This window comes from Amycolatopsis sp. WAC 04197 (genome assembly GCF_003947475.1).
Classification (GTDB): Bacteria; Actinomycetota; Actinomycetes; order Mycobacteriales; family Pseudonocardiaceae; genus Amycolatopsis; species Amycolatopsis japonica.
In genome coordinates this window covers 15,947-29,298 of sequence record NZ_QHJK01000004.1, presented here as the reverse complement: position 1 = coordinate 29,298, position 13,352 = coordinate 15,947, and the positions used below count along the sequence as shown (strand labels likewise).

Genomic DNA, 13,352 nt, shown 5'->3' with positions numbered 1-13,352 from the left:
AGTTATCGGCATGGTCAAGGGTGTCAGGCCACGCCGAGGTGCCGCGCGATCAGCATGCGCTGCACCTCCGAGGTTCCCTCCCCGATCTCCAGAATCTTCGCGTCGCGGTAGAAACGGCTGACCGGGAACTCGTTCATGAAGCCGTACCCGCCGAAGATCTGCGTCGCGTCGCGCGAGTTGTCCATGGCGGCGTTCGACGCGACGAGCTTCGCGATCGACGCCTCCTTCTTGAACGGCTCACCGCGCAGCATCTTCGACGCCGCCGCGTAGTACGCCAGCCGCGCCGTGTGCGTGCGCACCTCCATGTCGGCGATCTTGAACTGGATCGCCTGGTACTCGCCGATCTTGTGCCCGAACGCCTCGCGTTCCTTGACGTACCGCAGGCATTCGTCGACGCAGCCCTGTGCGAGCCCGACGCTCAGCGCGGCGATCGCGACCCGGCCTTCGTCCAAAATGGACAGGAACTGGGCGTAGCCGCGGCCGCGTTCACCGACCAGGTTCTCCGCCGGGACACGGACGTCGTCGAACGAGAGCTCGTGCGTGTCCGAGCAGTTCCAGCCGACCTTGGAGTACTTCGGCGCGACGGCGAAGCCCGGCGTGCCGGACGGGACGATGATCGCCGAGATCTCCTTGCGCCCGTTCTCCTTCACGTCGGTGACGGCGGTGACCGTGACCAGTTTCGTGATGTCGGTGCCGGAGTTCGTGATGAACGACTTGCTGCCGTTGATCACCCAGGTGTCGCCGTCCAGTTTCGCGCGCGTGCGGGTGGCGCCCGCGTCCGAGCCGCCGCCCGGTTCGGTGAGCCCGAAGGCGCCGAGCGCGATGCCGGCACACAACTCCGGGAGCCACTTCTCCTTCTGTTCCTCGGTGCCGAACCGGTAGATCGGCATGGCACCCAGGGAAACGCCCGCCTCGACGGTGATCGCGACCGAGGAATCGACGCGCGCCAATTCCTCCAGGGTCAGGCAGAGCGCGAAGTAGTCTCCGCCCATGCCGCCGTACTCCTCGGGGAACGGCAGGCCGAACAGCCCCATCTCGGCCATCTTCGCGACGATCTCGTACGGGAACTCCTCCCGTTCGTAGAGGTCGCCGATGACCGGGGCGACCTCGGAGCGCGCGAACTCCTCGACCGTCTTGCGCAGCGCCTCGTACTCGTCATCCAGCCGAAAGTCGATCATCGCTCATCCTTTTGGGGTGTCACCACGGCTACCGTCTCGTCCAGCGCGACCTGTTGGCCCGCGCGGACGGGGAGTTCGCTGACCACGCCGTCGATCGGCGCGGTGATCGTGTGCTCCATCTTCATCGCCTCGATGACCACGAGCGGGGTCCCGGCGGTCACCACGTCACCGGCGGCGGCCTTGACCACGAGCACGGTCCCGGGCATCGGGCTGGTGACCGGTCCGGCGCCGCCCGCGGCACCGGCGGCCGAACGCAGCCGTTCACGCTCGCCGATGGCGAAGCTGTGCCCGTCACGCGCGAGCCACACCGTCCGCCCGCTCCCGGCCGAGTGCCGGTAACGGTGGAAACCGGTGGGATGCCGGACTTCCAGCAGATCGCCGAGGCGTCGCGCGGAAACCCTCACCGGCTCGGCGCCGTCCACACTGACGAGCGCGTTCGCCGGAGTGCCCTGCACGCGCACCACGGCTTCGGAGCTGCCCGACTTCAACGCGAAGTCGATCCCGCCCGAACCACCGAGCCGCCAGCCGTCCGGGACATCCCACGGATCGACGACGTCTCCCTGCGGCTGCAGGGAAAGCAGCCGGTCGAGCGCCGCCGCCACGAAGAACTCCGGCGGCACCTCTTCGGAGACCAAAGTGGACAGTCGACGGTCGACGAGGCCGGTGTCGAGCTTGCCGTCACGGACGTCATCGTCGGCCAGAAGCCCGCGCAGGAAGGCGACGTTGGTGCCGAGGCCGAGCAGCGCGGTGTCCGCGAGCGCCAGATCGAGCCGGTGCAACGCGGCCGCGCGGTCCGGTCCCCAGGCGATGACCTTGGCCAGCATCGGGTCGTAGTTCGAGCCGATGACGGCGCCCTCGCTCATCCACGAGTCGACGCGCACGCCCTCGCCGGACGGCTCGTGGACCGCGAGCACGGTGCCACCCGTCGGGATGAAACCGCGGGCGGGGTCTTCGGCGTAGACCCGGGCTTCGACGGCGTGGCCGTCCAGCCGGACGTCGTCCTGCGCCACGGTGAGCACGTCGCCGGCGGCGATCTTGACCTGCCACTCCACGAGATCGAGCCCGGTCACCAGCTCGGTCACCGGATGCTCGACCTGCAGCCGGGTGTTCATCTCCATGAAGAAGAACTCGTCGGGCGCGGTGGCCGAAACGATGAACTCGACCGTCCCGGCGCCGACGTACCCGACCGAACGCGCGGCCTCGACGGCGGACGCGCCCATCTTCGCGCGCGTGGCTTCGTCGAGGAGCACGGACGGCGCCTCTTCGATGATCTTCTGGTGCCGTCGCTGCAGGCTGCACTCACGTTCGCCGAGATGGATCACGTTGCCGTGCGTGTCGGCGAGCACCTGGATCTCGATATGGCGCGGTGTGGTGACGAACCGCTCCATGAGCAGGGTGTCGTCCCCGAAGGAACCCTTGGCCTCACGGCGAGCGGACTCGACGGCGGCGTCCAATTCGGACAGTTCGGTGACCAGCCGCATCCCCTTGCCGCCGCCACCGGCGGACGGCTTGAGCAGCAGCGGGAAGCCGACCTTCTCGGCTGCGGCCGAGAAACCACTCTCGGGAATGTCCACATCGGACGCGCCGGGCACGACCGGGACCCCGGCCTTGGAGACCGTGGCCTTGGCGCGGATCTTGTCACCCATCGCGTCGATGGCCGCGACCGGCGGACCGATGAAGACCAGCCCCGCCTCGGCGCACGCACGGGCGAATTCCGCGTTCTCCGCGAGGAAGCCGTAGCCGGGGTGGACCGCCTGCGCGCCCGTGTCGAGCGCCGCCTGGACGATCGCGGGAATGGACAGATAGCTCTTCGCCGCTTCGGCCGGGCCGATGCGGACAGCCGTATGCGCCTCCCGGACGTGCCGGGCGTCGGCGTCCGCGTCGCTGTACACCGCGACCGAACGGATGCCGAGCCCCTGCAGCGAGCGGATCACGCGGACCGCGATCTCCCCGCGGTTGGCGACCAGAACCGTGTCGAACATGCTCACATCCTGTGTTTTCCGGCGGCGCGCGATCGCGAACGCGTAGCCAGGCCGCTCGTTGGCGAGTCGATCTCGATTCGTGTGTCCAGGGCGGCCCGCCTCCACGTTCGCGAGTCCTCCGGACGGCATGCGCGCCGGCTTCGGCCGAGTCGAGCGATCCACTGCATCGTCGCGCTCACATCCTGAAGACGCCGTAGTTGACATCGGACAAAGGCGCGTTGGCCGTCGCGGACAGCGCGAGGCCGAGCACCGTGCGGGTGTCCGCCGGGTCGATCACACCGTCGTCCCAGAGCCGCGCCGTCGAGTAGTACGGGCTCCCCTGCGCCTCGTACTGGTCGCGGATCGGGTCCTTGAAGGCTTCTTCGTCCTCAGTGGACCATTCGCCGCCGCGTGCCTCGATGGCGTCGCGGCGGACCGTGGACAGCACCGACGCCGCCTGTTCGCCACCCATCACCGAGATCCGCGCGTTCGGCCACATCCACAGGAACCGCGGCGAGTACGCGCGGCCGCACATCGAATAGTTGCCGGCGCCGAACGAGCCGCCGATGACGACGGTCAGCTTCGGCACCCGCGCGCAGGCCACCGCGGTGACCATCTTCGCGCCATGCTTGGCGATACCGCCCGCCTCGTAGGCGCGGCCGACCATGAAACCGGTGATGTTCTGCAGGAACAGCAGCGGGATCGAGCGTTTGTCGCACAGTTCGATGAAATGCGCGCCCTTCATCGCGGACTCGGCGAACAGCACGCCGTTGTTCGCGATGATGCCGACGGGGTGGCCGTGGATCCGGGCGAACCCGGTGACCAGCGTCGAGCCGTACTCCTTCTTGAACTCGCCGAACCGGCTGCCGTCGACGATCCGCGCGATGACCTCGCGGACGTCGTAGGGGACGCGCGGGTCGGTCGGGACGACGCCGTACAGCTCGTTCGGGTCGGCGACCGGGGCCTCCGTCGGGAGGACGTCCCACGGCCGCGGCGTACGCGGGCCCAAGGTCGACACGATCGAGCGAACGATGCGCAAGGCGTCGGCGTCGTCTTCGGCCAGATGGTCGGTGACGCCGGACTGACGCGAGTGGACGTCGCCGCCGCCGAGCTCCTCGGCCGTGACGACCTCGCCCGTCGCGGCCTTCACCAGCGGCGGGCCGCCGAGGAAGATGGTGCCCTGGTTCCGCACGATGACCGCTTCGTCGCTCATCGCCGGGACGTACGCGCCGCCCGCCGTGCAGGAGCCGAGCACCGCGGCGATCTGCGGGATGCCCCGCGCGGACATCGTGGCCTGGTTGTAGAAGATCCGGCCGAAATGCTCACGATCCGGGAAGACCTCGTCCTGCCTCGGCAGGAACGCGCCGCCGGAGTCCACCAGGTAGATACACGGCAGGTTGTTGTGCAGCGCGACCTCTTGCGCGCGCAGGTGCTTCTTGACCGTCATCGGGTAGTACGTGCCGCCCTTGACCGTCGCGTCGTTCGCGACGATCACGCATTCGCGACCCGAGACCCGCCCGATCCCGGTGATGATCCCGGCCGAGGGCGCCTCGTCGTCGTACAGTCCGGTGGCGGCCAGCGGGGACAGCTCCAGGAACGGCGAACCCGGGTCGAGGAGGGTGTCGACCCGGTCGCGTGGCAGGAGTTTGCCCCGCTCGACGTGGCGGGTGCGGGATTTCTCCGGGCCCCCGAGCCGGGCGGCGGCGAGCCGCTTGCGCAGGTCTTCGACCAGCTCGGCGTGGGAGGTGACGCTGCGGGCGTACTCGTCGCTGCCCGGATCGGCCGAAGTGCTCAGTACGGGTGTGTCCATGGCTCCTCGTCGCCAAGTTAGCCGTCGTTAACTCGCGCCGTCAGGTTAACGCCCACTAACCCTCTCTGTCCACCGCACCCCCGGAAGCGCGTGAAGGCCCCCTTCCCGCGGCTGAGCCGAGGGAAGGAGGCCTTCACGCGCGAAACGGTCAGCCGATCGCGGAGACCAGCGGGTTGTAGTAGCCGCCCCGCTGGCCGGTGGCCGTCGGGTGGTACGAGTTCACGATCGGCCAGGTGAGGCTGTGCAGATAGTCGTCGGCCGACGAGCAGATGTTGTGCCCGGTGAACGCGCCCCGCACGTCGACGAACTTGGCACCGTTCGCCGAAGCACGAGCCGAGAGCACCGACGCCAGCGCGTCGGAGCCCGAGTTGATCGCGGTGCGCTTCGTGTCGCTCAGTCCGACCGAGCACGAACCCGGCACCGTGTAGAAGCGCGGGTACCCGAGGACGACCAGCTTCGCGCCGGGCGCCTTCGCCTTGATCTTGCTGTAAACGTTGTTCAGCAGCCCGGGAAGCGTGTTGTTCACGTAGGTCTTCGCGGTGTTGACCCGGTTGATGCAGGTCTGGTCGCTGCCGGTGGTGCAGGTGGTCATGACGTCGGCGAAACCGGCGTCGTTGCCGCCGACCGAGACCGTCACCAGCGTCGTGCTGGAGGTGACGTTCGCGATCTGGTTGAGCACGTCGCCGGTGCGCGCCCCCGAGCACGCGACGAACTTGAAGGTGGTCCCGGCGTGGGCGTTGGCCCACAGCTGGGGATAGGCGTTGGCACTGCGCATGCAATCGCCCGAGTTCCCGTAACTGCCGGCACCGACGCCGGACGAGTACGAGTCACCGAGCGCCACGTAGTTGGTCGCCGCTTGGGCGGTGCCCGCGAGACCGAGGGTGGCAAGGACAGCGACCCCCAGGGCCGCACCTAAACGAGTGAAGGAAAGAGCTTTGATCCGAGCAGGGACGGACATGGTCACTCCTTTGTGACAAGTTAACGAGAGACAGCATTACCAGGTGGTAGCCCCACACGACAGGGTCATTTCCCCAGGTAGCCCACTTGGCTCAGGCTGGAAGTACGGCCGCGTGTTAGCGCTCGCTAACACGCGGCCTTAATATGGCCAGATGCCGGCGAACCCCACCCCACTCGTGAACGGCGAGAAGGCGAACAGGCGTGAACAGATCATGGCCGCCGCCGCCGAGCTCTTCGCCCACCACGGTTTCCACGGCGTCGGCATCGACGACATCGGCGCGGCCGTCGGCATCTCCGGCCCGGCGCTGTACCGGCATTTCCGCAGCAAGGACGCCATCCTCGGCGAGATGCTGAACTCGATCAGCCGCTACCTCCTCGACGGCGGGACGGCCAGGGCGAGCCAGCGGGACGAGCCGGGTGAGGTCCTCGAAGCACTGGTGGATTTTCACGTCGACTTCGCGCTCACGCATCCCGCGCTGATCACCGTCCAGGAACGCAACCTCGCCAATCTCACCGACAGTGACCGCAAGCAGGTCCGCGCCCTGCAACGCCAGTACGTCGAGGTCTGGGTGCGGGCGATCAGCGACGCCGTCCCCGGGATCGGCGAGCGCCAGGCGCGTTCGGCGGCGCACGCGGTGTTCGGGTTGATCAACTCGACGCCGTACAACCGCCATCTCGGTGACAGCGAACTGGCCGAGATGCTCTGCCGTCTCGCGCTGGGTGCACTGCACTCCGCCAAGTGACCACGACCGGGTTTCGGCCTATCCCCACTTTTCCGTCCTCTGGTGTTTGATAGGCACGTGGAGCCGGACAGGAGCGAGTACGAGCGGAGGCTCGTCGAAAAGGCGCAGCGTGCGCTCGTGGCGATCAGCCTCGGGGAGGACGCCGAGGCGCTCGACGAGCTCATGCCGACCGCCGCCGAGCCGCAGGCCCGCTCCGACGAGACCAAAGAGCTCGTGATGATGCTGTTCGGCGAATGCAGCGCCATGGTGTCGACGCTGGGTGATGGGGGAAGTGCGCCGGTCAAGGTGCAGGTGTTCGACGAGGACGGCGAAGAGGTCTCGATCGACCAGGCGGACCCGCCGGTGCGGACGGCCGTCCGCACGCTGCTGGCGGAGGTACACGGCAACAGCGAGGCCGCGCAGGAACAGGTCGAGATCGCGCTCGCCAACGCCGCACCGGACGAGGTGGACAGTCTTGTGCTGCAGGCGCTGCGGTGGACGATCCGGCTGTCGGCGGAATGCCTGGACCGCGACCTGCCGGTGGCGCCCTGGATCTCGGACGCCGTCGCGGACTAGCCGCCCGCGCTCGTGGCCGCCTCGCGTGACTGGATGGACGACACACGTGTCTGGATGGACGACACGCGTGATCAGCCGGACGTCGCACGTGTCGTCCGTCTGATCACGAGAGTCGGCCGTCTGATCACGTGTGTCGTCCGGCTGGTCACGCGTGTCGTCCGCCTGATCACGAGAGTCGTCCGGCTGGTCATGCAAGTCGTCGCTACGCGGCGACTAGTCCGGCACCCTGCGGCCGCCGGGTGTCGCGAAAGCCACTTTCGCGACGTCTGATGTCCCGAAAGTGGCTTTCGCGACATGCCAAGTCAGCGAATCGAGCCGGTTGGGGAACACTGAGCGGCGGGCGATCCGGCGGAAACCCGTTGCGAAAGCCACTTTCGCAACCTTCAACGTTGCGAAAGTGGCTTTCGCAACGGCATGTCGCGCCGTGCGGCTGGCGCGGCTAACCCAGCAGGAGCTTCACCAGCCGCCCGATCTGCTCGGTCTCGATCAGGAACGAGTCGTGCCCGTAAGGCGACGCGACGACGGCGAAGTCCGCCCCGGCGACCCCGTCCGCGATCGCCCGCGACTGGTACAGCGGGTAGAGCCGGTCGCTGTCCACCCCGGCCGCGACGGTGCGCGCGGTGATCCGGCCGAGCGCGTTCGCGACGCCGCCCCGCCCGCGGCCGACGTCGTGGGTGTTCATCGATTCGGTGAGCACCACGTAGCTGCCCGCGTCGAACCGGCGTGACAGCTTCCCGGCGTGATGGTCCAAATAGGACTCGACGGCGAACCGGCCGCCGCGCAGCGGGTCTTCACCGTCCTGATGGCGACGGCCGAAGCGTTGCGCCAGTTCGGCTTCGCTGCGGTAAGTCGCGTGCGCGATGCGGCGCGCGATGCCGAGCCCGGAGTCCGGACCGCCACCGGGGACGTCGTAGTAGTCGCCGCCGTGCCAGCCCGGATCGGACCGGATGGCGTGCAGTTGCGGTGCGGCCCAGGCGATCTGGTCGGCCGACGCCTGCGCGGTCGACGCGAGGACGAGCAGCGCCGCGACCCGCTCCGGTTCGCTCACCGCCCATTCCAGCGCACGCATCCCGCCCATGGAACCGCCGATCACCGCGGCCCACCGGCCGACGCCGAGCGCGTCGGCGAGGACAACCTCCGCGCCCACCTGGTCCCGGACCGTCACGGCGGGAAACCTGCTGCCCCAAGGCGTTCCGTCCGGGTGCGCCGAGGACGGGCCGGTCGAGCCCTGGCAGCCGCCGAGCACGTTCGGCACCACGACGAAGAACTCGTCCGTGTCGATCGCCTTGCCCGGTCCGATCAGGCCGTCCCACCAGCCGGGGCTGACGTGGCCCTCCTCCACGGGGCCGACGGCGTGACTGTCCCCGGTCAGCGCGTGCTCGACGAGAATCGCGTTGGAGGCGCTGGGATTCAGCGTCCCCCACGTCTCGTAGGCGAGTGTGAAGGGCAGCGTCCCGCCGGTTTCGAGCGCCTGGACGCCGCCGACGAAGCGGCGACGTCCAGGCGGCTCTCCCTCTCGCCAAGCACCGGTCACAGAGCGGCCTTCGCCGCCCGGAATCCGGCCTCGAGGTCGGCCTTGAGGTCCTCGATCCCTTCCAGGCCGACGGCGAGCCGCACGAGGCCCGGCGTGACACCGCTCGACAGCTGCTCCTCCGGCGTGAGCTGGCTGTGCGTCGTCGAGGCCGGGTGCACGATCAGGCTGCGCACGTCGCCGATGTTGACCAGCTGGCTGTGCAGTTCCGTGCCGTCCACGAAGGCCCGTCCGGCTTCGACGCCACCGCGCAGATCGAACGACAGCACCGCGCCGGCGCCCTTCGGCAGGTACTTCTTCGCGGCCTCGTGATACGGGCTCGACGGCAGCCCGGCGTAGTACACCTTCTCGACCTCGTCGCGCTGCTCCAGCCATTCGGCCAGCGCCTGCGCGTTGGACACGTGCCGCTCCAAACGCAGCGAAAGTGTCTCGATCCCTTGTAGGATAAGGAAACTGTTGAGCGGCGCGATCGCGGCGCCCGTGTCCCGCAGGATCTGGACCCGGGCCTTGGCGGCGAACGCGCCCGGGCCGAGCGCCTCCCAGTACTTGAGACCGTGGTAGCTCGGGTCGGCTTCGTTGAATCCGGGGAACCGCGCCGGGTCCTTGCCGAAGTCGAAGGTGCCGCCGTCGACCAGCACCCCGGCGACCGTGGTGCCGTGCCCGCCGAGGTACTTCGTCGCCGAGTGGACCACGATGTCGGCGCCGTGCTCGATCGGGCGGACGAGGTACGGCGTCGGCACGGTGTTGTCCACGACCAGCGGGACACCGGACTCGTGCGCGGCGTCGGCGACCTTGCGGATGTCGAGGACGTTGCTGCCCGGGTTGGCCAGCGTCTCGGCGAAGAACAGCTTGGTGTTGGGCCGGACGGCGGCCTTCCACTGCTCGATGTCGTCCTGGTCTTCGACGAACGACACCTCGATGCCGAGCTTCGGCAGCGTGTAGTGGAAGAGGTTGTACGTGCCGCCGTAAAGCGCCGGGCTGGAGACGAAATGGTCACCGGCGTTCGCGAGGTTGAGGATGGCCGCCGTGGTGGCCGCGGTCCCGGAGGCGAACGCCAGCGCCGCGACCCCGCCTTCGAGCGCGGCGAGCCGCTGCTCCAGCACGTCCTGCGTGGGGTTGTTGATCCGCGTGTAGATGTTGCCGGGCTCGGCGAGGCTGAATAGATCGGCACCGTGCTGGCTGTCGCGGAACACGTACGAGGTGGTCTGGTAGATCGGGGTCGCCCGCGCGCCGGTGGCGGTGTCCGGCGCCGCACCCGCGTGGATCTGCTTGGTCTCGAACGACCATCCGTCCGCGCTCATCGCGATTCTCCTAGCGGCTCAAGGGATTTCGGCTGTTGGCACCGAAGCTAGCTCCGCCGGACGGAGCACCCAACCGCTCTCAGGGGGTGGGATTCCTTTCCTGGAGAGCGAACCTGTTGCCCTCCGAATCGGTGAACATCGCCCACCAGCCCCAGGGCTGCTTCTCCGGCTTGGCCGGGAACTCGACGCCCTTCGCCGAGAGCTCTTCGTACGTCTTTTCGATGTCGTCGGCGTAGAAGAAGAAATTGCCCGTCGGGAGTTCGTCCCGCACCTCGAAGCGCTTGAGGTCCTCCGGCGCGGTGCTCAGGACGAGCGACGTCACCCCATCGGCTGAAGTGACCTCGACCCACCGGTTCCCGTTGTCGTCGTACGGCACGTCGGTGGTGATCTCGAATCCGACGACTTCGGACCAGAACCGCTTCGCGCGCTCCTGATCCCGCACGCCGACCACGATCTTGTGCACGCCTCGAATCGCCACGTCCGGCTCCTTTGTATCCAACATGGATATAACGAGATCGGAGTGTATGCTTCGCGGATGGCCGACGGCAACCCGCAGCTCACCCCCGCGGCGTTCCAGACCCTGCTGGCGCTCGCGAAAGGTCGCGCGCACGGCTACGCGATCATGGGTTTCGTCGACGAGGTGAGCGGCGGCCTCGCTCAGCTCGGCCCGGGCACGCTATACCGGACCCTCGCCAGGCTCGTCGCCGACGGCCTGGTCGAAGAAGCCCCGGACGCGAGCGAGGACCAGCCGCACGACTCCCGCCGCCGCTACTACCGGCTGACCCGCGCCGGCCGCGAAGTCGCCGCCCGCGAGGCGGAGTTCCTGAGCAGGCTCGTCGCGGTCGCCGACCAGGCGGGGCTCCTCAAGCGCGCGGAGTCGGCGTGAGCCGGGCGCTCGGCTTGACGCCGCATCTGTTCGTCAAGGACGTCGACAAGTCGCTTTCCTTCTACGGCAAGGCGTTCGGCGCGGTGGAGCTGTTCCGCAACGTGCTGCCGAACGGCGTCGTGCTGTTCGTCGAGGTCGCCGTCGGCGACGCGCGGCTGCTGGTGAGCCAGGAGATCCCTCAGCTCGACGCGCTCGCGCCGTCGACCCTGGGCGGCACGCCGATGCTCTTGGTGCTGGAGACCGAGGATCCCGACGATCTCGTGCGGCGCGCGGTGTTCGCGGGCGCGAGTGTGGAGGCGCCGGTCGAGGAGATGTTCTTCGGCGAGCGCTACGGCCGGATCGTCGATCCCGACGGTCACCGATGGGCGTTGACGACGAAACGCGAGTGGTTCACGCCCGAGGACATCGACGCGAGGACGCCCCGCGAGGTCTGACGTGTGCGGCGGTCCCACCTGCTGGACAATCACTCCATGGTTTCGGTGCGCACTGTCGTCGACCGGGTGGGGCCGACGCTGCTGCACGCCCTCCAGGTCCCCGAGGAGTCCCCCGCGGTCGGCGACGTCGTCATCGCCGAGCCCGGCCACACCCTCGCCGCGGGGGACCTCGTCCTCGGCGTCGCGATCACCGAGACCCCGGACGCGGCGGAACTCGTCAAGCTCAGCGCGGCCAAAGGCGCCGCCGCCGTCCTGCTGAAACCCCCGCTCGCGGCGAAACCCTCGGTGAAACGGGCGGCGAAATCGGCCGACATCGCGTTGATCGAGGTGCGCTCCGCGACGTCGTGGGCCCAGCTCGTCTGGCTGCTCAGGACGGTTCTCGACGCGCTGGCCGACGAGTCGGACGCGCTGGAGGACGGCGGCGGCCCCGGTTCCGGCGACCTGTTCCGGCTCGCGGACGCGGTCGCCTCGGTGGTCGACGCGCCCGTCACCATCGAAGACACCAACTCGCGGGTGCTCGCGTACTCGGCCCGGCAGGACCTGACCGACTCGGCGCGCGTGTCCACGATCATGGGCCGCCGCATTCCGGACGACGTGCTCGCGCGGTTCCGGTCGCGAGGGGTGTTCCGCGAGCTTTCCCGTGGGCGGCAGACGATCTTCGTGCCCGCGCAACGCGACGGCACCCTGCCGCGGCTCATCGTGCCGATCCGGATGGGCGGCGAACTGCTGGGGTCGATGTGGGCGGTCGTCGCGGGCCCGGTCTCCGACGAACGCGCGGCCGCGTTCGCCGACGCGGCCCCCGTCGTCGCGCTGCATCTGCTGCGCCGCCGCGCGCACACCGATTCGCAGCGCCGGGTCTCGGCCGAGCTCCTGCGCGCGCTCCTCGAAGGGAAGGCCAGCCCGCGCAAGGCGATCGCGGAACTCGACCTGTCCGAGGAGCCGCACCGCGTGGTCGTCATCGAGGTCTCCGGCGGCGACGGCCGCGACGACGAGGGCTTGCGGCTCGCACTCCTCGAACGGATCTCGCAGGGTGTCGGCAGACGGCCGGTGGCCACCGAACTCGGCGGTGTCCTCTACGCCGTCGTCCCGGACGGCGACGGCTGGGACGAACTCCGGGCGGCCCTCGAAGCCCTCCCGTCGTCGCGGAAGGGCGGGACGCCGCGGGCGGCCGCCGGCTCGGCCTGCGAAATCGGCGAGCTCGCGACCTCACGGCTTCAAGCCGACGAGGCGCTGAGCCTGCTTCGCGCGAAGCTCGTCCCCGGCCGCGTCGTGGTCTTCGACGAGGCGTGGACCGCCCTCTCGCTGCATCGCGGCGCGACGGCGGCGAGCACCTCGAAGGTCGCCGAGCTCGGCCCGCTCGGCCTCCTGCGCGCGCACGACGAAGCCCACGAGAGCGGCTACGTCGACACGCTCTACCAGTGGCTGCGGCATCCGGGAGACCCGCGCGCGGCCGCGAAGGAACTCCGGATCCATCCCAACACCCTGCGGTACCGGATGCGGCGGCTGCTCGACCTCGTCCCGCTGGATCTCGACGATCCCGACGTCCGGCTGGCGTTGATCACGCAACTCGTTTCCCTGCGGTGGAGTTGATTCCACTACAAACTGCTCGATGGCGAATACTTTGTAGCGCGACATTCCGCACCCGGACGTCAGGAAAGGGTCTTTCAGGACGGAAAACGTCTTGAAAGACCCTTTCATGACATTCGACGGTTCAGTGCGCGCTGGCGCGATATCCGTCCTCAATGGTCTGCCGTACCGCGGCGAGCAGATCGGCACCGGGGTAAAGCGGCAAAAGAACACCGGGGCCACCGTCGACCCGAAGCGCGGCTTCGTATCCATGCCCGGGGGTTTCGACAAGGCCGACGATGACATCGGCCGGATTGCCTTCGGTGTCGACGGTGCGGACACGCCGCTCCCGCCGCCAGTCCTGATTTGTCATGCGGAACAGAATGGCAGCTTACCGGCCAGTAAGATCAACATCTTGACTCGATCGTGC

13 protein-coding genes are annotated in these 13,352 nt (G+C 68.7%); 5 read left to right on the top strand and 8 right to left on the bottom strand.

Annotated elements, in window-relative coordinates:
- Positions 1-23 precede the first annotated feature (23 nt).
- The 4 genes from DMC64_RS16905 to DMC64_RS16890 all read right to left on the bottom strand — a co-directional run bounded on the left by DMC64_RS16905 (position 24) and on the right by DMC64_RS16890 (position 5,907).
- Entirely contained in the window at positions 24-1,178 is a 1,155-nt protein-coding gene (locus tag DMC64_RS16905; RefSeq protein WP_125734312.1) for an acyl-CoA dehydrogenase family protein, read from the bottom strand.
- Positions 1,175-3,160, bottom strand: a complete 1,986-nt coding sequence (locus DMC64_RS16900) for a biotin carboxylase N-terminal domain-containing protein (RefSeq protein ID WP_125734311.1) — start codon at positions 3,158-3,160, stop codon at positions 1,175-1,177. The genes DMC64_RS16905 and DMC64_RS16900 overlap by 4 nt, the downstream gene beginning before the upstream one ends.
- 175 nt (positions 3,161-3,335) lie before the next feature.
- Complete coding sequence (locus DMC64_RS16895) at positions 3,336-4,949, bottom strand: carboxyl transferase domain-containing protein (protein ID WP_037341148.1); 1,614 nt, start codon at positions 4,947-4,949, stop codon at positions 3,336-3,338.
- Between the two features lie 148 nt (positions 4,950-5,097).
- The gene (locus tag DMC64_RS16890) at positions 5,098-5,907 is read right to left on the bottom strand and encodes an SGNH/GDSL hydrolase family protein (protein WP_051972348.1); all 810 of its coding nucleotides are present in this window, start codon (positions 5,905-5,907) and stop codon (positions 5,098-5,100) included.
- Between the two features lie 151 nt (positions 5,908-6,058).
- Between DMC64_RS16890 and DMC64_RS16885 the strand changes: the two genes are divergently transcribed.
- Together DMC64_RS16885 and DMC64_RS16880 are read left to right on the top strand one after the other, a co-directional pair.
- Positions 6,059-6,649: a TetR/AcrR family transcriptional regulator gene (locus DMC64_RS16885; protein WP_016337026.1), complete on the top strand. Its 591-nt coding sequence runs from the start codon at positions 6,059-6,061 to the stop codon at positions 6,647-6,649.
- A gap of 57 nt (positions 6,650-6,706) precedes the next feature.
- On the top strand, positions 6,707-7,204 hold the full coding sequence (locus tag DMC64_RS16880) for a hypothetical protein (protein WP_016337027.1): 498 nt from the start codon (positions 6,707-6,709) through the stop codon (positions 7,202-7,204).
- A gap of 439 nt (positions 7,205-7,643) precedes the next feature.
- Here DMC64_RS16880 and DMC64_RS16875 read toward each other — a convergent pair whose 3' ends face one another.
- The 3 genes from DMC64_RS16875 to DMC64_RS16865 all read right to left on the bottom strand — a co-directional run bounded on the left by DMC64_RS16875 (position 7,644) and on the right by DMC64_RS16865 (position 10,514).
- The gene (locus tag DMC64_RS16875; RefSeq protein ID WP_125734310.1) at positions 7,644-8,738 is read right to left on the bottom strand and encodes a homoserine O-acetyltransferase; all 1,095 of its coding nucleotides are present in this window, start codon (positions 8,736-8,738) and stop codon (positions 7,644-7,646) included.
- Positions 8,735-10,036: a bifunctional o-acetylhomoserine/o-acetylserine sulfhydrylase gene (locus DMC64_RS16870; RefSeq protein WP_037341140.1), complete on the bottom strand. Its 1,302-nt coding sequence runs from the start codon at positions 10,034-10,036 to the stop codon at positions 8,735-8,737. Before DMC64_RS16870 ends, DMC64_RS16875 begins: the two co-directional genes overlap by 4 nt.
- A 79-nt stretch (positions 10,037-10,115) precedes the next feature.
- Positions 10,116-10,514, bottom strand: a complete 399-nt coding sequence (locus DMC64_RS16865; RefSeq protein WP_125734309.1) for a VOC family protein — start codon at positions 10,512-10,514, stop codon at positions 10,116-10,118.
- 57 nt (positions 10,515-10,571) lie between these two features.
- Between DMC64_RS16865 and DMC64_RS16860 the strand changes: the two genes are divergently transcribed.
- The 3 genes from DMC64_RS16860 to DMC64_RS16850 are packed head-to-tail and all read left to right on the top strand — an operon-like array spanning position 10,572 to position 12,946.
- The gene (locus DMC64_RS16860) at positions 10,572-10,922 is read left to right on the top strand and encodes a PadR family transcriptional regulator (protein ID WP_125734308.1); all 351 of its coding nucleotides are present in this window, start codon (positions 10,572-10,574) and stop codon (positions 10,920-10,922) included.
- Positions 10,919-11,356, top strand: a complete 438-nt coding sequence (locus DMC64_RS16855) for a VOC family protein (RefSeq protein ID WP_125734307.1) — start codon at positions 10,919-10,921, stop codon at positions 11,354-11,356. The genes DMC64_RS16860 and DMC64_RS16855 overlap by 4 nt, the downstream gene beginning before the upstream one ends.
- Before the next feature lie 36 nt (positions 11,357-11,392).
- Positions 11,393-12,946 (top strand): CdaR family transcriptional regulator, encoded by a 1,554-nt coding sequence (locus DMC64_RS16850; RefSeq protein ID WP_037341133.1) that lies wholly within the window; start codon positions 11,393-11,395, stop codon positions 12,944-12,946.
- Positions 12,947-13,067: 121 nt separating this feature from the next.
- Here DMC64_RS16850 and DMC64_RS16845 read toward each other — a convergent pair whose 3' ends face one another.
- A complete protein-coding gene (locus DMC64_RS16845; protein ID WP_007033850.1) occupies positions 13,068-13,295 on the bottom strand; it encodes a hypothetical protein in 228 nt (75 codons plus the stop codon).
- Positions 13,296-13,352 lie beyond the last annotated feature (57 nt).

Excerpts from the sequence above, each read along its gene's own strand:
- DMC64_RS16905 (WP_125734312.1), bottom strand. The coding sequence starts at position 1,178 with ATGATCGACTTTCGGCTGGATGACGAGTACGAGGCGCTGCGCAAGACG.
- DMC64_RS16900 (WP_125734311.1), bottom strand. The coding sequence starts at position 3,160 with ATGTTCGACACGGTTCTGGTCGCCAACCGCGGGGAGATCGCGGTCCGC.
- DMC64_RS16895 (WP_037341148.1), bottom strand. The coding sequence starts at position 4,949 with ATGGACACACCCGTACTGAGCACTTCGGCCGATCCGGGCAGCGACGAG.
- DMC64_RS16890 (WP_051972348.1), bottom strand. The coding sequence starts at position 5,907 with ATGTCCGTCCCTGCTCGGATCAAAGCTCTTTCCTTCACTCGTTTAGGT.
- DMC64_RS16885 (WP_016337026.1), top strand. The coding sequence starts at position 6,059 with ATGCCGGCGAACCCCACCCCACTCGTGAACGGCGAGAAGGCGAACAGG.
- DMC64_RS16870 (WP_037341140.1), bottom strand. The coding sequence starts at position 10,036 with ATGAGCGCGGACGGATGGTCGTTCGAGACCAAGCAGATCCACGCGGGT.
- DMC64_RS16860 (WP_125734308.1), top strand. The coding sequence starts at position 10,572 with ATGGCCGACGGCAACCCGCAGCTCACCCCCGCGGCGTTCCAGACCCTG.
- DMC64_RS16850 (WP_037341133.1), top strand. The coding sequence starts at position 11,393 with ATGGTTTCGGTGCGCACTGTCGTCGACCGGGTGGGGCCGACGCTGCTG.
- DMC64_RS16845 (WP_007033850.1), bottom strand. The coding sequence starts at position 13,295 with ATGACAAATCAGGACTGGCGGCGGGAGCGGCGTGTCCGCACCGTCGAC.